Annotated in this window: 18 protein-coding genes; 6 read left to right on the top strand and 12 right to left on the bottom strand. The window is 62.1% G+C overall.

What is annotated here, in order from left to right:
• Window positions 1-38 precede the first annotated feature (38 nt).
• From RCCGE510_RS14385 to RCCGE510_RS14375, 3 genes are read right to left on the bottom strand one after another with little or no spacing between them, the layout of a single operon-like run.
• A complete protein-coding gene (locus RCCGE510_RS14385; RefSeq protein ID WP_007630936.1) occupies window positions 39-479 on the bottom strand; it encodes a hypothetical protein in 441 nt (146 codons plus the stop codon).
• Window positions 476-1804: a phosphatase PAP2/dual specificity phosphatase family protein gene (locus RCCGE510_RS14380; protein ID WP_007630935.1), complete on the bottom strand. Its 1329-nt coding sequence runs from the start codon at window positions 1802-1804 to the stop codon at window positions 476-478. Before RCCGE510_RS14380 ends, RCCGE510_RS14385 begins: the two co-directional genes overlap by 4 nt.
• A gap of 9 nt (window positions 1805-1813) precedes the next feature.
• The gene (locus RCCGE510_RS14375; protein ID WP_007630934.1) at window positions 1814-3598 is read right to left on the bottom strand and encodes a bifunctional alpha/beta hydrolase/class I SAM-dependent methyltransferase; all 1785 of its coding nucleotides are present in this window, start codon (window positions 3596-3598) and stop codon (window positions 1814-1816) included.
• Between the two features lie 199 nt (window positions 3599-3797).
• On the opposite strand from RCCGE510_RS14375, the gene RCCGE510_RS14370 reads away from it, so the two are divergent.
• The 4 genes from RCCGE510_RS14370 (at window position 3798) to RCCGE510_RS14355 (ending at window position 8095) form a co-directional block, all read left to right on the top strand.
• Window positions 3798-4409, top strand: a complete 612-nt coding sequence (locus tag RCCGE510_RS14370) for a CDP-alcohol phosphatidyltransferase family protein (RefSeq protein WP_007630932.1) — start codon at window positions 3798-3800, stop codon at window positions 4407-4409.
• A 151-nt stretch (window positions 4410-4560) separates the two neighbouring features.
• Complete coding sequence (locus RCCGE510_RS14365; RefSeq protein ID WP_007630931.1) at window positions 4561-5700, top strand: PspA/IM30 family protein; 1140 nt, start codon at window positions 4561-4563, stop codon at window positions 5698-5700.
• A gap of 5 nt (window positions 5701-5705) precedes the next feature.
• Complete coding sequence (locus tag RCCGE510_RS14360; RefSeq protein WP_007630930.1) at window positions 5706-6353, top strand: OB-fold-containig protein; 648 nt, start codon at window positions 5706-5708, stop codon at window positions 6351-6353.
• Complete coding sequence (locus RCCGE510_RS14355) at window positions 6350-8095, top strand: flotillin domain-containing protein (RefSeq protein ID WP_007630929.1); 1746 nt, start codon at window positions 6350-6352, stop codon at window positions 8093-8095. The genes RCCGE510_RS14360 and RCCGE510_RS14355 overlap by 4 nt, the downstream gene beginning before the upstream one ends.
• Window positions 8096-8226: 131 nt before the next feature.
• Here RCCGE510_RS14355 and RCCGE510_RS14350 read toward each other — a convergent pair whose 3' ends face one another.
• The 8 genes from RCCGE510_RS14350 to RCCGE510_RS14315 all read right to left on the bottom strand — a co-directional run bounded on the left by RCCGE510_RS14350 (window position 8227) and on the right by RCCGE510_RS14315 (window position 13724).
• Window positions 8227-8967 (bottom strand): metallophosphoesterase family protein, encoded by a 741-nt coding sequence (locus RCCGE510_RS14350; protein WP_007630928.1) that lies wholly within the window; start codon window positions 8965-8967, stop codon window positions 8227-8229.
• Window position 8968: 1 nt separating this feature from the next.
• The gene (uraH, locus tag RCCGE510_RS14345; protein WP_007630927.1) at window positions 8969-9325 is read right to left on the bottom strand and encodes a hydroxyisourate hydrolase; all 357 of its coding nucleotides are present in this window, start codon (window positions 9323-9325) and stop codon (window positions 8969-8971) included.
• A complete protein-coding gene (locus RCCGE510_RS14340) occupies window positions 9322-9843 on the bottom strand; it encodes an ureidoglycolate lyase (RefSeq protein ID WP_192815311.1) in 522 nt (173 codons plus the stop codon). Before RCCGE510_RS14340 ends, uraH begins: the two co-directional genes overlap by 4 nt.
• Window positions 9827-10189, bottom strand: a complete 363-nt coding sequence (locus tag RCCGE510_RS14335) for a HepT-like ribonuclease domain-containing protein (RefSeq protein WP_007630924.1) — start codon at window positions 10187-10189, stop codon at window positions 9827-9829. The genes RCCGE510_RS14340 and RCCGE510_RS14335 overlap by 17 nt, the downstream gene beginning before the upstream one ends.
• Window positions 10186-10686 carry a 2-oxo-4-hydroxy-4-carboxy-5-ureidoimidazoline decarboxylase gene (gene uraD, locus RCCGE510_RS14330; RefSeq protein WP_007630922.1) on the bottom strand — a complete coding sequence of 167 codons (501 nt, stop codon included), beginning with the start codon at window positions 10684-10686 and terminating at the stop codon, window positions 10186-10188. Before uraD ends, RCCGE510_RS14335 begins: the two co-directional genes overlap by 4 nt.
• Window positions 10686-11609 carry an allantoinase PuuE gene (gene puuE, locus RCCGE510_RS14325; protein ID WP_007630921.1) on the bottom strand — a complete coding sequence of 308 codons (924 nt, stop codon included), beginning with the start codon at window positions 11607-11609 and terminating at the stop codon, window positions 10686-10688. The genes uraD and puuE overlap by 1 nt, the downstream gene beginning before the upstream one ends.
• Before the next feature lie 115 nt (window positions 11610-11724).
• Complete coding sequence (locus tag RCCGE510_RS14320; RefSeq protein ID WP_007630920.1) at window positions 11725-12432, bottom strand: DUF1045 domain-containing protein; 708 nt, start codon at window positions 12430-12432, stop codon at window positions 11725-11727.
• Between the two features lie 113 nt (window positions 12433-12545).
• Window positions 12546-13724, bottom strand: a complete 1179-nt coding sequence (locus RCCGE510_RS14315) for an FAD-dependent oxidoreductase (RefSeq protein ID WP_007630919.1) — start codon at window positions 13722-13724, stop codon at window positions 12546-12548.
• Between RCCGE510_RS14315 and mnmD the strand changes: the two genes are divergently transcribed.
• Window positions 13723-14451, top strand: a complete 729-nt coding sequence (gene mnmD / locus RCCGE510_RS14310) for a tRNA (5-methylaminomethyl-2-thiouridine)(34)-methyltransferase MnmD (protein WP_007630918.1) — start codon at window positions 13723-13725, stop codon at window positions 14449-14451. The genes RCCGE510_RS14315 and mnmD overlap by 2 nt on opposite strands.
• 71 nt (window positions 14452-14522) lie before the next feature.
• Window positions 14523-14717, top strand: a complete 195-nt coding sequence (locus RCCGE510_RS14305) for a hypothetical protein (RefSeq protein WP_007630917.1) — start codon at window positions 14523-14525, stop codon at window positions 14715-14717.
• 22 nt (window positions 14718-14739) lie between these two features.
• Here RCCGE510_RS14305 and RCCGE510_RS14300 read toward each other — a convergent pair whose 3' ends face one another.
• Window positions 14740-18144 (bottom strand): response regulator, encoded by a 3405-nt coding sequence (locus tag RCCGE510_RS14300; protein WP_037078708.1) that lies wholly within the window; start codon window positions 18142-18144, stop codon window positions 14740-14742.
• Window positions 18145-18333: the final 189 nt, after the last annotated feature.

Genomic DNA, 18333 nt, shown 5'->3' with positions numbered 1-18333 from the left:
CGCGGGCAAGACCTGCCGGAGACGCAACGGCATGCGATTCAGCAGAGCGGCTGCCCATCGGTCGCATTGAGCAAAAGGATCGCGAAAATCACGAGACAGATGGCGAGTGCAAAACGCTGCTGCCAGACGATGCGACGCGATCCCGCAATCCGCCTCTCGAGGCCAGGCGGCATCCTGTCAGGCTTGCGAAGCTGCATGCGGGACAACAGGTCGTCGACCGCGGCAAGACCGGCCGTCTCGGTCTCGTAGCTCGATGCGAGGCGAAACAACAGCGCATCGAAAAGCAGATGGATCGCCCGCGCAACAACAATCACGCAGAAAACGAGCATCAACAGCCAGCCGAGCGGCGAAGTGAAACTTCGATGTCCCGCGATGATCGGGCCGGCGATCAGTGGCAGCAGTGCTGTCAGCCCGCAGAAGATCGCATTGCGGCCGAGATTTCGCGCGGCCGCCGAGGCTGTGGTTTTCCACTGCGTCATTGCGAGCCCTCCGTTACCGCATGGATACTTCCAGCCGGCAGATGAACGCGCCGCCCCGCCCGTTCGATCAGCCGCAGTGCTTCGGCTGGATTTTCGCAACGTCGGCTGATGAGCAGCCAACGCACGATGACGCAGGCGCTCCGCTGGAAACCGAGCGCACAGCAGACAAGGACCGGTCCCTGCTGGCGCGCGGCCTCGACGAGGTTCGCTGCAGCGAACGTCTGGATCTTGTCGAGGGCTACAAGATCAAGGGTGGGAAAGCTGCACCAGCGCGCGAGTGTCGCGCCGGGGCGCTGAAGTTCGCCGGTCATGTCGATCACCGTGGCAAAACGGTCGGCCTCGCGGCGACGCGGAAAACGTCCGAGATGGACGCCATCAGCGATCACCACCGATGCCGGCATTTTGCGTGTCCAGAGCCAAACGTTGATGAGAGCGCCGAGCCGGTAGGGTGCCAGTAGCCAGCGGCTGGTAAGCGTGGCCCGGCCATCGACGCGTTTCTGGAATATCTGCGGGCCGGCGCCGAAATATCCGACTGCGACGATCGCCAGCGCAACGGCCGGCCAGAGCAACAGAAGCGCTGCGGCCGACAGAGGAGTGCAGAGCACTGCAAGGCCGAGAAATGCGACGGCACCGCACAGATAGTAGATGCCGAGACGGCGCGACTTTGGATCGCCGCTCATCGCAAAGTTCGCGAGAGGCGAACCGGCATCGCGCGGAAAAAGCCAGACGGCAGACAGGCCGAGCAGCATGCCGGTCGGTATGTCGATAACGTGATGCTGCCACGTCGTCAGTACGGAGACACCGATCAGGAGGCACCAGAGGTGCCAAAGAAGCCGTGCCTTCCGTGGCAGCCGGCCGCGCAGATGATCCCAGATCACCACCAGGAGCGCTATATGCAGCGACGGCGCCTGGTTGAACGGCTTATCGAAGCCGCCAAGGACGGCGAACATGAAGCCGGGCAGGCCGCTCGTTGCCGGACGCACGAAGGTCGCTTCGAGCGGAAACGCGACAAAGCAGGCGACGGCGACTATCTGGATCGTCAGATAACGCCTCGCGAGCCTATCCACATCGCGCGGCGTCGTGTTGATGAACAGGCAGAGCGCATAGAACAGATTGATCGACCAATAGGGAATGATCGTCCATCCGAGGAACGGGATGGCGCTTTCCCATGCGAAGGCGAGGTTCGGCACATGAGCGCGTTGCGATGCCAGCCAATTGGCGCCGCCATAGCTCAGATAGAAGAACGGCGCCAGAAAGACGAGCCAGAGCGCCGCCCGCTTCGGGACCGGTGCTGCCGGCGAAAAAGTAGAACGTGCCTTCTCCACGCTTTGCCCTCAGACTCTCTCGGCCAGCGAGACGGTGAAAATGCCCCACTGATCGATGCGCTGTTCGATCTTGCGGAAACCGGCTGCGGCGACCAGCTGGTCCATTTCCTCTTGCGTCCGCCGCCGCATCACCCACGCCTCGCCGCCGCGGTGGGAGGTCAGCGCGCGGGCGATCATCTCCAACTGTGGATGCCATGGCTGGTTGGTGTAGACAAGCAGGCCGCCAGGCCGCATCGCGCGGGCGATCCCGTTGAGCGAAGCGGCGATCATCGCATTGTCGGAAAACAGCTCGTAAAGGCCGGAGACGATCGCGAGATCCGGAGCCGGCGTGATTGCAGCCAGTCCCTCGCCGTCGAAGGCATCCTGTTGGCGGAAGCTGACGAAATCACCCAGTCCCCGCGCGGCAATGCTGTCGCGGCCGGCGTCGACGTTGATGGGGGAATAGTCCTGCAGACGTGCACTATCGGGACGCACGGCAGCCGTCTCGATGGCATCCAGGACATAACGGCCGTGCCCGGCCGCGATGTCGAGCATATGGGTACTACGGCCGGCTGCTTTCAGGCGCTGCAGCGCGCGGTCGATCAGCTCCTGCAAGTGCAGCTTGCGCTGCCTGATGCCGCGCCAGCCGATCGCCTCGAGGAACACCTTGTCGATCAAACGTCCGCCGGGGCCGAGCCCGCGCGGCTCATTCTCGTAGACGTAGTCGAGCGTCGAGCCGGAATCAAACCCGGTCTTGACCCCGGTCCTTATGCCCTCGGACACCAAGGCGCCGATCTTGATATTGAGGCGGCTGAGCGTCCAGTAGAGGCCACGTGGGGATGTGGCGTCCAGTGGGCTCGCGAGCCGGTCGGCCTCGTCCTTGGTATAGCCCTGGATATGCGCGGTGCGAAGGTCGGCAGGCGCCCGGGGCTCGGCAAAACGCGCGTCGATAAAACGGCGGACCTCGGCCAGGGCAATCGCACGATCCTTTTCGCCAAGCGTGTCATGGTAGAAGCCGGCAAGCACATGCCGTTCTTTGATTCGGCTGCCGAGGTTTTCGTAAAACCGGTGCTGCGGCGCGTGTCGCACCACCCAGTCGCTGCCGGAGATCAGCAGTTGGGTCGGGACGGTGATGGCGCGGGCATCGCCGACGACGCGGGCTGCCGCCTCATAGAGCTGCAACAGGATGTTGGAGGCAATTGGCCTAGATATCAACGGGTCGGATTCGTACGAGGCGATGCGCTCGGGATCATGCGTCAGGAACTTCGCCTTGACATAGGAATTGACGAAGAATGTCCCCTTAAGCCTTTCCCAGAGCGCAATGCCTTCTCTAGCAAAAGGCACGTAGAGCTTGACGCTGAAGGCCGGCGAGGCAAGCACGAGCGCACGGATCGGCGGCGCATAGTCGTGCACCCAGGTGGTGGCGAGAACCGCGCCGACGCTCTGCGCAATGACGGCGATGTCTTCGACGGCAGTGCCGCTTGTCTCGCTGACATGGCGGACGAAGCAATCGAGATCATGCGCCGAGGCAGCAAAGGATGGCGAATAGCCGCGCTCTCCCGGTGAACGCCCGTGGCCGCGTGCGTCCCAGGCGTAGAAGGAAAAATCATCGAGGCCGAGCTCGGTGGCGAGATGGGCGACGCGGCCACTATGCTCGTGGCCGCGATGGAGAAGAATGATTACGCCCTTCGGTGCGGCACCGGCCGCAGGCCACGTCCGATAAAAGAGTCGCGTGCCGTCATACGACACGAATTCGGATTCACGCATCGGCCTGGCCGTCGAGGACGGTTGCCAACTGTCGGCGGCTTGCAGCACGGGCTACTCCAGTTCTGATTGATGGGTGGGTTGCAACTACTGGCGGAACAATGATTTGCATTCATTGCAAAAGTCTAGTCGCAAATGTAAGCCCTGTAGGAGAACCAATATGAAGTATCGGCCTCCCCACAAGGTCGACGTTCTGCACTGCCGGAGCTGGGATAGATTTTCCGATGCCACGAAATTCCACTGAGGTAGCATGTCTGTCTATCAATTGAAGTCCCGATTTCAGAATATTCTTCGCCCGCTGGTGCGCTCGCTTGCGGCGCGAGGCGTCACCGCCAATCAGGTGACTTCAGTTGCCGCCGCCGTCTCGGTTGCATTGGGCCTTTTTCTGAGCGTCGCCCCGCTTCCGCATTGGTTCCTGCTGGTGCCTGTATGGTTTCTCCTGCGCATGGGCCTCAACGCCATCGACGGCATGCTGGCGCGCGAACATGGGCAGAAGAGCATTTTAGGCGCCTATCTGAACGAGATCGGTGATGTCGTGTCGGATGTCGCCCTGTATTTGCCGTTTGCGCTCATCGATCCGAACGGCTTGGTGCCGGCGATGGCAGTCATATTCCTCTCGGCACTGACGGAATTTACCGGCATTCTGGGTCAAACGGTCGGCGCAAGCCGGCGGTACGATGGGCCGCTGGGCAAGAGCGACCGCGCGGTGCTTTTTGGGGCGCTTGGCGTCTTTGTCGCGGTTGGTGGTACGTTTGCAGCATGGACGTCGTGGCTTTGGGCGGTGGTGGGTGTACTGCTCATATGGACCATCATCAACCGTGTCAGCGCCGGTATTCGCGAGGCGCACACGGCCGCCCGATAGGAGAGCCGAACCGATTTGCCGCCTTCTTCCATCGGCAAATGTGATCCGGTAACCGACGCTACCTCCGTCCTCCTAACGGCATGTTAAGCTTAGGTTGTATTTTTAGCGCGGCATCTTGAAAGCACAAAAGCGGTGCTTTATGTTTTAGATCATGGCAAACACGAGCAAAACACCGCATCCATCGCAGTTGCGCTACACTTTGGCGCCTGATGATGGCGCCCGGCAGGCGCTCGATGACACGATAGTCGCCTATCGCAGGATGATCGACATCCTGATCGAGCTCATCGACGACAGGGCGGGCGCCAATCTCGTCGTGCTGCATGAGCTTGCTTATGAAACCGTCCGCGAACAGACGGGCTTGCCGGCCAGGCTGGTGACACTCGGCCTTCGCGATTTTGCCGCCAATCGCGGCGCCATTGCAGATCCGCCGCAACTGCCGCTCGACGACAAGCTTTTCGCCATCAAAGGGCCTTCGGACCTGACCATCGCCACGGTGCATGGTCGCGTTGCCGTGCCCTTCGATGTCGCGGGCTATTCAAAGGGATGGGAGAGTATTTTTCCGGCCTACCTCGTAGCAGGCACAGATCGCTACGAGATTCACATCGGCGTCACGCCGAATTCCGCTCGGATGGAGGAAAACATGACGAACGAAGGCATTCTCTCACGCATGGGTCGTCTGATCGCCGGCATCGCCAATGCGGCGGTCGACAAGGCGGAAGGCGTCAACAAGATCGCCGTCATCGAACAGGCGATCCGCGAGATCGATGCAGCGGCGGAAGACGCCCGCACCGATCTCGGCAAAGCGCGCGCCGAGGAATACCGTATCCAGAGCCGCCGGGATGAAATCGTCGAAGACCTGAACACCCTCGACGCGAAGATCCGCCTCGCCGTCTCCTCTGGGCGCGATGACCTGGCAAAAGCCGGCGTTGCCCGCCAGATCGACCTCGAATCCCAGATCGCCGCGATCGACAAGGCGCTGGCCGATGCCAGGGAACAGCTGGACGAAGGCCAGAAAGCCTTGCAGGCTGTGCTCGCCACGCGCCGCGAGGCCGACGCGCGTCTTGCCGATTTCAAGCGCAGCATCGCCCAGCATCCCGAACCCTCCGGGGTCGGCCACAGCCAGCCCACTCCGGGTGCAGGTGCTGCCCGCGCGGCCGCGGCAGTCTCGCGGCTGACCGGCGTTCCCGCGGGCGAGCACGCTCATAGTTCCGAATTGGACGAACTTGACCGGTTGCACCGCGAACAGGCGATCGAGGCACGCCTCGCGCGCTTCAAGACCGATAACCGGTAACGCCGATGGCACTGTTCTTCGCCCCCGAATGTGCTCCCTTTGCCATCGCCGCCGCCGTGCTTGCGGGTCTGACCGCGATCGAGATGCTCGCGACCGTCATGGGTTTTTCGATAACCGAACTTCTCGGAAAGCCGGATTTCCACGGCCATGACGGCCTTGCGGGTTACCTATCCTGGCTCAATCTCGGCGGCGTTCCCCTGCTCATTCTGCTGATGCTGGCGCTCGGCTTCTTCGCCATTGCGGGCTTTGCCATCCAGGCCGTCGCCAGCACCTTCTGGGCACCGCTGCCCTCCGTCATCGCCGTCATTCCGGCCCTATTGATCACCTTTCCCATGGTCAGGGCGTCGAGCAGAACCGTGGCGCGGATCGTGCCGCACGACGAGACCTACGCGGTCGACCTCGACACCCTCGTCGGCCGGACCGCCGAAGTATCGATCGGCCCGCTCGATCAGGGACTGCCGGGACGCGTCCGCGTCAAGGATCAGCACGGAAACTGGCATGTGTTGAGGGCCAGAGCCGCCAAGGATCAGCAGCCTCTCGGGATCGGCACGCAGGTTCTCCTCGTCGATCGCAAGGCAGATGTATTTATCGCCATTCCCGCACTGGTGGACCCCATCGGAGCGGACAATCAATCTTCCAGGGAGCAGCCATGATTTACGACATTATTCTACCTGCCGTTATCGCGATCGTTCTGATCTTCGGCATCGGTTTTGTCCTCGCCTCGCTCTACACCCGTTCCAGCCGTGACGAGGCCTATGTGCGCACCGGCCTCGGCGGTCAGAAAGTCGTGCTCGACGGCGGTTCGGTCGTCCTGCCGATCTTCCACTCGATCGCCAGGGTCAATCTGAAGACGCTGCGGCTCGAGGTTCGCCGTGGTGAGGGCGATGCGCTGATCACCAAGGACCGGATGCGCGTCGATATCGGCGCCGAGTTCTATGTGCGCGTCAAACCCGATGCCTCCTCGATCGCGCTTGCCGCCCAGACGCTCGGCAGCCGCACCAACGACGCCGAGGCGCTTCGTATCCTGATCGAGGCAAAATTCGTCGACGGCCTTCGCTCGGTGGCCGCGACGATGAATCTCGACGCGCTGCAGGAACAGCGCATGGATTTCGTCAAGGCCGTGCAGGAAGCCGTCGGCGCCGATCTCCAGTCGAACGGCCTCGAACTCGAATCCGTGTCCCTGACACGCCTCGACCAGACCGATATCAAGCACTTCAACGCCAACAACTTCTTCGATGCGCAAGGTCTTGCGGCATTGACCCGCATCACCGAGGGCCGCAAGAAGGAGCGAAACGAGATCGTTCGCGACACCGAAGTCGCCATCGCCCAGAAGGATCTGGAGGCCCGCCAGCAATCGCTGACCATCGACCGGACCAAGCGCGAAGCCGAGCTCAGTCAGGAACGCGACATCGCCAACAAGTCCGCGGCGACGCGCGCCGAAACCGCCCAGCAGGAGCAGGCGGCAAAACGTGCCGAGGAGGAAGCCCGTATCGCCTCTGAACTGGCGATCGCCGAACGCGAGGCAGCCGCCAAGCAGGCTCGCGAAAGCGCCAACATCGATGCGGCTCGCGCCGTCCAGCAGCGAGAAACCGAAGCCAAGCGCGACCTTCAGATCGTGGCGCAGGAAAGCGCGATCGCCGTTGCCAACAAGAGCCGTGAGGAGTCCGAGGCGAAGGCCGCCGCAGAAATCGCACGCGCTCTGGCGATTGCGGCGGAGGAAAAAGTCGGCACGGCCAAGGCGATCGAAATTGCCGAACGCGAAAAACAGATTGCCGTGATCGACGCCCGCAAGAAAGCCGAAACCGAAGCGACCGCCGTCACCGTCGGCGCCGAGGCCGAAAAACAGGCGGCAATCGACCAGGCGGAAGCCATCAAGACGCTGGCGGTCGCTGAAGCGGATGCAGCGATTATCAAGGCCAAGGGCATTCTCGAAACCGGCAAGGCCGCTGCCGAGAGCGAAGCATTGCTCAACGACGCGCGCAACAAGCTGAGCTCTGCCATCATCGAGTTCGAGATCACCCGCGAACGGATCCGTATCATTCCGCAGGCGCTCGCCGAAGCAGTCAAGCCGATCGAGAAAATCTCCGATATCCGGATATTCGATACCGGCGGCATGCTTGGCCGCGGAAACGGAGCAACCGGCGGAAACGGCATCGGGCTCGGCGAAGGACTGGCCGGCCAGCTTCTCTCCTACCAGGCCAACAAACCGATCCTCGACAAGTTGATGAAGGAAGCCGGCTTCGACGGTGACGACGCCATCTCATCCCTCCTTGGGAATCTCAATGGCGCAACACCGACGAGACCGGCAACGCCCGCGGCAGCCCCGGCGAAGCCGGCAACACCGGCCTCAACCCCGCCACGGACGATCGTCCCTCCGGCACCGAAGAAGGACTGATCGCGCAAGCGGAGCAATTCCAGCAAAGTATGCAGCGTTTTTGACGCGAGAATCGCGAAGAAACTTTCAATGGAAGGTGCGTAAAAACAAAGAGATAGAGCATTTCCGTCATCGAAGAAAACGGAAATTCTCTATCTCACCCAACCCGCTGCCAGCGCGCTCGCCCAGTCGGCACGACCCCTTCCGGCGGCCAGTGCCGACATCGCCATATGGTCGTAAGCGACATTCCTGAACTGCCACGTCCACCCCGCCGCCGTCTTTTCCAGAATGGCATAGCCGGCCAGCGGATGGCCGGCTTCCACCTTGTGGTAAGTTGGCAGCACGTCGTCATAGGCCGGACAGCCGACGCTGCCGGGATTGACGATCAGGCGGCCATCGGCAAGCCTGACGGCACGAGGAATGTGGCTGTGGCCGCAAAGGATCAGCGGCAGATCGATGCCCTCGGCCAACGCCTCGATCGCCTCGATCGGCTTTTGGAAGACGTAGCCCTCCGGCGAGACCGATTCCAGCCAATAGAGATTGTCGTCCTTCGGCGTCGCATGGCAAAGGTAGACCTCGCCGCGATAGACGGTGTCGAACGGCAGGCTGCGGATCCAGTCGAGATGGGACGGCGTCAATTGCCGATAGGCTGAAGCATCCGAAGTATGCATCGCCGCCGGGTCCTGTTCGATCAGGTAGCGGTCGTGATTACCGCAGACCGATGTCAGGCCGAGCGGTATCAACAGGTCTGCCGTCTTGCCCGCCTCGAGCGGTCCGCTGAAGTAATCACCGAGATTGACGATCTCCTCAATGCCCTGCGTGCGAATATCGGCAAGCACGGCCTCGAGTGCCAGATGGTTGCCGTGAATATCGGCGATCGCGGCAAAACGCATGTTAGCTGCCTCTGTAGGTGGAATAGCCGTAGGGCGAGATCAGCAGCGGCACATGATAGTGCGCCGTGACGTCGGCGATCCCAAAGCGGATCGGCACGAGATCGAGAAAAGCCGGATGCGGCAGCGGCGTGCCGTTGGCTCTCAGATAGTCACCGGCATGGAAGACCAGTTCATAGGTGCCGGCCCGGAAACTTTCACCGGCGAGGATCGGGCCGCCGTCGACCCGGCCATCGCCATTGGTCTCGACCGTCTTCAGATGTCTGCGGATCTCGCCGTCGAGCTGGAAGAGATCGATCCTGAGGCGTTCGGCCGGCTTGCCGAGCGCGGTATCGAGAACATGGGTGGTCAGTCCGGTCATGGGGCTGGCTCTTTGATGATGTAGGGAGTTTCGAAGAAAAACTCTTCCAGATTATTATCAGGTCCGTCCCGGTCGACGACCAGGAAATCGGAGACCTGGCCAAGCGCCATCAGCGGATGATGCCAGACATTGCGGCGGTAGTTCACGCCCTGGTCTCCGCGCGCGCAAAACACTTGTGGTCTGCCTGGACGGCCGTCCTCGTCCTCGGAGACGACGACGAGGAAGGGACGGCCGGAAACCGGCGAGAAGCTCTGGCTGCCGAAGGGATGGCGTTCCATCATGTCGACGGCATAGGGGAAGCTGCGCGGCTGGCCGCGAAAGAGATTGATGATGACGCGGGCGCCCTCGCCCGTCGCTTGCGCCGCGGCCAGCGCATGGAAACGCTCCGTCGTGCCGCCATTGATCAGCCGCATCGAGGCCGGGTCGGCTTCGATCACCTCGCCGAAGAGGGCGAAGGCGGAACGGGTGAGAGGACGAATGTCGAGAAATTGAGACATTGCTTCACTCGCCTTGGGCATGCCAGTATCGGACGGCATCGATCTCGCGAAGCAGCTCTGGCAGCGTCCGATACGTCGCCTCCCAGATTTCGGAGGGATCGAGATCGAAGACGTCGTCGAGGATGCGATTACCGGTGCCGCAGATCCTGGCCCACGGTAGATTGGGATGTTCGGTGGCAAATTCCGGATGGCTCACCAGCAGACGCGATGCCGCGGCACCGATGGTGAAGTGGCAGAAGGCAACGGCCTTGAAGGTAAGCTGGTCCTCGGCGAAAGCCGCCTCGTCCAATCCGCCGATGAACGACAGCGCTTGGGACGCCGCCTTTTGCATGTCATTGAGATAGTCGATGGCGCGCCTCTCCTTCATTCGGCCTCCGGCAATATCGATGTCAGACGCAGCATTGCGATCCTTTCGACCTGGGCCGTCGCGGTCGAAAATTCCTCGTCCCGGCCGTTGCCGATCCGTGTTTCGAAGGCCTCCAGGATATCGTCCTTGCCGAGCCCCTTGACGGCGATGATGAAGGGAAAGCCGAATTTTTCGACATAGGCCGAATTGAGTTCGGTGAAGCGGGCATGCTCGGCAGGGCTCAGGCGGTCGAGACCGGCGCCGGACTGCTCCTTGCGGCTGTCTTCGGTGAGTTCGCCCGATATGGCAAGGCGCCCGGCAAGATCGGGGTGGGCGCTGAGCACGCCGAGACGCTCCTGTCGGCTTGCCGCGCGGAAGACGGCGGCAAGCGCCGCATGCACGCCGGCCGCCGTCAGCGGCTCGGTCACGCCGCCGGCGTCATAGGCACGCTCGGCGATGAAAGGCGAATGTTCGAAGACGCCGCCGAAGCGGGAAACGAAATCCTCGCGCGACACCATCAGACCGCTTCCGGCTGATGGTGCTTGTGCCAGTGCTCGGCGATCTCGATGCGCCGCGGAATCCAAACCTTGTCGTGCTTCAGCACATATTCGATGAAGCGCTTCAGCGCCGCCGCCCGGCCCGGGCGCCCGACGAGGCGGCAATGCAGGCCGACCGACATCATCTTCGGGCTGCCCGCCTTGCCTTCCTCATAGAGCGTATCGAAGGCATCCTTGAGATAGGTGAAGAACTGGTCGCCGGTATTGAATCCCTGCGGTGTAGCAAAGCGCATGTCGTTGGTTTCGAGCGTATAGGGGATGATCAGGAAGGGTTTCCCATCGACGCCCTTCACCCAGTAAGGCAGATCGTCGGCATAGGAATCGGAGGAATAGAGGAAGCCGCCCTCCTCCTGCACCAGCCGAAGCGTATTGTCGGAAGGCTTACCCTGATACATGCCGTAGGGCCGCTCGCCGGTGAGTTCGGTGTGCAGGCGCACGGCTTCGAGGATATGCTTGCGCTCCAGATCCTCCGGAAAATCCTTATATTCCAGCCAGCGGTAACCGTGGCTGGCGATCTCCCAGCCGGCTTCCTTCATCGCCGCGACAGCCTCGGGGTTGCGGGCCATGGCCAATGTCACACCGTAGACCGTCGCCTGCACCTTGAGATCGGTGAACATCCGCCAGAGCCGCCAGAAACCGGCGCGCGAACCGTATTCGTAGATCGATTCCATGTTGAGGTTGCGCTGTCCGGGCCAGGCGGCCGCCCCGACGATTTCCGACAGCAGATTTTCCGAAGCCGAATCGCCGTCGAGGATCGAGCTTTCGCCGCCCTCCTCGTAATTGATGACGAATTGCACGGCGACGCGCGCCTCTTCAGGCCACTTCGGATCGGGCGTCTGTCGCCCGTAACCGACGAGATTGCGCGGATAAGTCTCGGATACCATCAAATCACCTTCTGAAAAGACGGCGAACGGTAGCATCCGCAGCCGGAATGTCGAGAAGGAAACTGCTCAATCCGATTTTGCCCTTGTAGCACAATGACTTAGCTGACCGGCACGCTCAGGCGATCTTGCGTGCGCTGACCTTGCCCATCGGATGCAGCGAATGAACGCGGAAGGGACCACCCGTGCCCTCCTCGATCATCAGCGCCACGTTCGAAATCGTCACCGGGTCGCTGAGGACCGGCGCGAAAATCGTCCGCAGCGCCGGCTCGATGCGCGCCATGTCGATCGCGTTGACGGGTCCTGTCACCGGCATATGAAAGCGGAACTCTTCCATCACGTAAGGATTGCCCCAGCGATGCAGGTTTGAAAACTGCGCCGCCGACAGCCCGTCCGGATCGCTGCGCTCGATTTCGGCTTCGCTGAGCGGCGCGCGGAAACGATCGAATTCCTGGACGATCGCCGAAGCGAGATACTGGATCTGCTCGCAGGGCGTGCTCGGCAGCAGGCTGTAGAAATTGCCGAGCCGGGCGACTTCGATGCGCGGAATCTGGAAGGGGACGAAGGTCCCGGAAAATCGCATCAGGTCGCGCAGGAGTTGCGGTTCGGACATGCTGGGAGACAGCTGGAACGGCGCCTTCAGAACGCCGTGAAAACCATAGCGCCGTGGCACCGCGGTATGGAAGGCGGTCTCGTGAATGCCAAGGCCGCGAACTGCCGGCGGCTCCACCATATCGCCCGAAAACACGTTTCGGCCGAGCCAACTGGCAGCCACGATTGACAGCGGGTCGCTTGCCGGAGGCGTGAAGCAAATGGCATAGCGCATGCAACTTCCTCCATTAAGGAAAATGGGGCCGGTGAATCCGGCGCTGTCGATGCGCAAGCAGATAGGTGATTTGCATGACAGAATAACGAAACGACGCGGCGCCGAATTCACGTTTAACGTGAAGCCGCCGCGATATGGCTTGAAATTGCGAAGCTTTCGGGCGGCAAAAATCCACAATCCGTATCGCCTGCGATACATATCGCCGCTTCCGCCAGCCGGTGCGCCAGGCCGAAGCTGACCTTGAAGCCGCCGGTGAGCGCGATCAGGCGCGGGTGATCGGGATGGCGACCGATCATCGGATCGCGGTCGATCGCCTTCGGGCGAAGCCCCGCCCAGCGCTCGACGACAGGGGCATCCCGCAGCGCCGGCACGATCTCCCGCGCCGCGGTGATCAGCGCGTCGAGCTGAGCGTCGGTCGATGTGGGATCGTCGAAGCGGTTCTCGCTGGTGCTGCCGATCGCTACATGCCCGCCCTCGTGCGCCACGACATAGAGCCCGTCGAGGAAGATCGTCGGCAGCGCCGGGTCGATATCGGCCTTCAACAGCGCCGCCTGGCCTTTGACCGGCTGGCCGAGCGGTCGCTTCAACCCCGGCGTCAGCTGTTGCAGCAGCGGAAACGACTGATGGCCGGCAGAGACCACGCAGTGACGGAAAGCAATAGTTTCGCCGCCTATAACGGCCGTGCCGCGATCGGGATCGACGCCGGTCACCGCCGCGTGTTCCTGGATCCGCACATGTTCTGCCTGTCGCAGGAAGGCAATGAGCGCCGCAGTCAGTGAGCGGGGCGCAACGCGAGCGGCGAGCGTATCATGCACGAAACCGCTCTCGCCGGCGGATGGCTCGATCCAGCCGTTGACCGGCGGGCTGTCGAGCACGTGCCACTGGAAGCGGCGCTCGCCTGCGCACCAATGGCGTTCAGCATCTTCGCAGTGACCGCGCGCAATTTTGCTGAGATGCGGCTTCGGCAGCGGGATCAGCCGCCCGGATCGGCGGTAACCGGCCGAAAGCCCGGTTTCTGCTTCCAGCCTGGCGATCTCGGCTTCGAGCGAGACCAGCGCATCGAATTGGAACTGCTTCTTCTCCGACCACCGATCCGGCATATGCGGCATCAGCGCGCCAAGCAGGCCGCCGCTTGCGCCTCCGCCCAATTGGCCGGCGTCGGCAAGGATTGTATCGATGCCGCGGCGCTCGGCATGGACGGCTGCCCAGAGACCCATGATGCCGCCGCCGACGATCAGCAATTCTGAGGATGATTGACCTGAGACCGGCCGAGGATTATCGGCTTTTTCCATGACAGACGTGAACCCCGATCAGATTGGCGCGGGCGCGCCGCAGCCGCTCGAATGGCGCGACGGCGATATGCCTTATTCCACCGCCTTTGGCGATCATTTTTATTGCCAGACCGACGGACGGCTGGAATGCGGCCATGTCTTCCTCGCCGGCAACGGCCTGCCGGATCGCTGGAACGGGCGGCGAGCGTTCGTGATCGGCGAACTCGGCTTCGGCACCGGCCTGAACTTCGCCGAGACCTGGCGGCAATGGAAGCAGCATCGCGCAGCCGGCCAGCATCTGCATTTCATCTCCTTCGAACTCCACCCGATGCGCGGCGAGGAGATCGGCCGGGCACTGTCCCACTGGCCGGAGATCGATGCCGAACGCCAGGCGCTGACGGCGGCCTGGCCGCAAACGCCAGCCGATACCGTCTCGCTCGACCTCGACGACCAGACGAGGCTCAGCGTCGTCTGCGGCCGAGCGCTCGACGGGGTCTTGGCGGCAAAGCCCGGCGTTGACGCCTGGTATCTCGACGGCTTCGCCCCCTCGCGCAACGGCGACATGTGGTCGGAAGAACTGATGCGCCGCGTCCACGAAAAAACCGCGCCCGGCGGTACTTTCGCCACCTATGCCGCAGCCGGCTTCGTGCGCCGCAACCTCATCGCGGCAGGCTTTACCGTCGAGCGCCGCCAGGGCTTCGCCGGCAAACGCGAAATGCTCTGCGGCATCAATGCGCCCGGCAAATAAACATTCCGGATTCGATCGCCAATATTGCCAACCGTTACCGCTTTGCCGATGATCTCCGAAAAGGAATGGATATGGCAGATAACGCGAACTCTGACCCGCAACTCCAAAACCACATGGATGACCGTGTGAAATCGGAACGGGAAAAACGGCTGATGACGCTCGATCTGGCAATCGGCCGGGGTATCGCCGACGCGGAAGCGGGCCGCCTCAAGCCTAAAGGCGATGTCGCATCGCGCCTGACAGCCAAATACGACTGCGGTTCGTAAGCATCCTGTTTTCCCACTGAGATCAGTAGCTGGTGCGCCCCGGCTGCTGCTCGTCCTTGACGAGCCATTGCCGGATCTTCTCTTCCAACAATTCCGGGCTGATCGGCTTCGACATGTAGTCGTCCATGCCGGCGTCGAGACAGAGGTCGCGGTCGCTTTCGAGCGCATGGGCGGTGACACCGATGATCGGCACGCGGTGGCCCTGCCCTTTTTCGCGCGCACGGATCGTTCGGGTCGCCTCATGGCCGTTCATGACGGGCATCGAGACGTCCATCATGATGATGCGCGGCGTGTGCCGTTCCCAGGCGGCGACCGCGAGCTCGCCATTGTCGACGACGAGGAAGGAAAGGCCCGTTCCTTGCAGGATCTGGGTAAAGACGATCTGGTTGACCTCGTTGTCCTCGGCAACGAGCACATCGACGAATTCGGTCGCCCGCTGCTGCGGCACCGGCTCAGGCTCAGGCGGTGCCGGCACCACCGCCTGCGCCTGCAGCCGGGCGATCTCGGCTTCTGAAACCTGCTTCACGCGGCCGGCGCGGACGACCTCGACGACGGTATTGCGCAGCACGTTGGCGCGCGCCGGCTTCATCAGATGCGCATGACCGTTCAGTGCCGCGAATTCCTTTTCTGTGCCTGAGATATCCATCGACGTCAGAAAGATGATCGGCAGCTCGGCGAAGCGGGGATCGGCGCGCAGCCGGCGCGCGACATCGGCGCCGTTCATATCGGGCATGTGATAATCGAGCACGACGGCATCGACGGTAATGCCGAGATCGGCCGCCGCTTCCAGGATCGCAAGACCGGTGCCGCCGCCTTCGGCGGCCACGCCGTCAAAGCCCCAGAGTGAAAGCTGCTCGGTGAGGATGCGCCGGTTCACGTCATTGTCGTCGACGACGAGGATGCGGGCGCCCTGCACGTTGATCGGCAGTGGTTTCGGCTCGAGGCGGGCTGCGGCCACCGCAAAGGGGAGATTGACGGTGAAGACCGAGCCCTTGCTCCATTCGCTCTCGACATTGAGATAGCCGCCGAAGAGATCGACGAGGCCGGCGGTGATCGCAAGCCCGAGACCCGTTCCCTCATGCCGGCGGGTCGAGGAGGCGTCGACCTGCGAAAACTTGTCGAAGACCGATTCGAGCTTTTCGCGCGGGATGCCGATACCGGTATCCTCGATGCGGATGCTCGCCATGATCTCGCCGCCGGCAACCGTCTGGAAACCGACATCGACGAAGACATGGCCCCGCTCGGTGAACTTGACGGCGTTGCCGACGAGATTGGTGACGATCTGGCGGAAACGGCCGGCATCGCCGATCACGGCGGCGGGCAGATCGGGTGCGGCCCGCACCAGGAGCTCGATGTTCTTTTCGGCAGCATGCGAGGATAGCAGTGTCGCCACGTCCTCCACCGCTTCGGTGATGTCGAAGGCGGCTCTGCGCAGTTTCATCTGCCCGGCGTCGATCTTCGAGAAGTCGAGGATGTCGTTGATGATCGTCAGCAGCGCATTGCCGGATTTGACGATGATGTCGACGAAGGTCTTCTGGCGCGTATCGAGATTGGTCTTGGCAAGCAATTCCGCCATGCCGAGCACGCCGTTCATCGGCGTGCGGATCTCGTGGCTCATATTGGCGAGGAACTCGGATTTGGCCCGATCGGCGGCCTCGGCGCGCGAGAGCAAATGGCGCAGCTCCTCCTCGCGGCTCATGAGTTCGGTGACGTCGGTAAAGAGCGCCACCCAGTGCTGCCCGGTGCTGACCGTCGCGTCCATGTTCACCCAGCGCTCGCCGCCGACATGGAAGACGGTGGAAATCGGCAGCTTGGCAGCGATATTGGCGCGCCAGCCCTCAAGGATCTCGTCCGCCGCATCATGAAAATCGCCGCGCGCCGCGCAGAATTCGAACATGCCGAGCCAGCCCTGCCCGGCCTCGATATAGGCGGGCGGGATTTGCAGGATATCCGCCATCGCCTCATTGGACATCCTGATGATGCCGTCCTGGACGATGGCAAGACCCTGCGACATCGCATGCGTCGCATCGCGCATCATTTCGCCGACCCGCTCCAGCGCGGCGCGGGTCTCGTGAATTTCCTTTTCCCGCTCGCGCACCGCCGAGATGTCGGCATAGGTCAGCAGGATGCGGTCGTTGGAGATGCGGCGGCTGTCGAAGATGACGGATTTGCCGCCCGCCCAGCCGAGCTCGATCGGCTCCGGCTCGTCGGTCTCGAACAGGTGCTTGCGAAAAGCGTAGATCTCTTCCGGCGTCTGCGTGCCGTCGTAGCGGCCGAGCTCGTCATTGCGGCGAATGACGTCGATGAAGGGGCGGCCGTCGAAGCGGTCGTCGAGCGGCAGCTCCCAGATGCTGTAGAATTCGTCATTGACGGAGAGAATCCGGTGATCGTTATCGAGGATCAGCACCCCAATCGGCAGCGAGCGCAGGATGCTCTCGATATCCCGATGCAGCACCTCCTCCTGCTTCTTCGCCTCGATCAGTGCCTTCTCCCGCTCCTTGAGCGGCGCGATATCGGAAAAGGAGCCGACGACATAGGTGCGCCCATCCGCCGTCACGACGCGGTTGACCCGCGAGATAAGCGGATGAATGCGGCCATCCTTGCCCGGCATCTGGCTTTCGATTTCCTTCGACAGGCCGTCTTCCAGCGCCAGGCGGTTTTCCTGATAGATCGCCTCTCCCTCCTCTGGCCCGAACATTTCGTGCTCGGTCATCCCCAGCACCTGGGAGCGGTCATAGCCACCGAAGGTCTCGTAATATTGGTTGGCATAGACGAGGCGGTGTTTATCGTCGCGCACGAAAACCGCGACCGGCAGGTCCTCCATGATGGTGCGCAACAGATCGCGTTCGTTGACGCTCTCGTGCCAGCCCATATCGCTGGGAGCAGCTGGCTTTGCGCCGTTGCGATAGGCGGCATTGACGATCAAAGGGCGTCCATCCCCGGCAAAGATGCCGATCGGATGAGCAAGCTTTTCCAGCGCCTCACGCACGCGGGCAAAATCGGCCGAAATCCCGGGGTCGCCAGCGATCCCGGGATCACCAGCAATCCGCCTGCCGTCAACCGCGCGGCGTGGATGCTCGCGCACTTCGAAGATACCGAGCACATAGGCCCGCTCCGGCGACGGCGAGAAGCTTTCGATCTGGATGCGCTCATGGCCGAGGCCTGCTGCATCGAAGCAGATGGCGTTTTCCTCGCTACCGAATACCAGCGCGCGGCGTTCCCTATCCTCCCGCTCCTCTTCCTCGGGACGGTCGAACAGCTCACGGCTGCGCCGGCCGATGAAATCGGAAATCTCGCGGCCCAGGAAATCGGCATAGGCCTCGTTGACGGCGACATAGCGCAGCTCGCTGTTCTTGACATAGGCCGGGGTGTCCAGATCAGCGATCCGGCGGCAGGCCAATTCCAGAATGTCCCCGGTTGATTTCAAGAAATTGTCGCTCCCGCAATGAATGAAATATCAACTACAATGACTGTAACACCAAGGCTTTTAACAAGGTTTTAACCATAAGTTTCAGCGAGGGAATTTTACGAGCCGGCTCACCAGGCTGAAACCGCCTCACATCGGCAGCCCGACCTTGCACGAGACTTTAAAAACGGCGACATCGGCGGCAATGCC

It is taken from the genome of Rhizobium sp. CCGE 510 (assembly GCF_000292525.1).
Classification (GTDB): domain Bacteria; phylum Pseudomonadota; class Alphaproteobacteria; order Rhizobiales; family Rhizobiaceae; genus Rhizobium.
The sequence above is the reverse complement of the archived record's forward strand: the minus strand, read 5'-3'. Positions and strand labels throughout refer to the sequence as shown.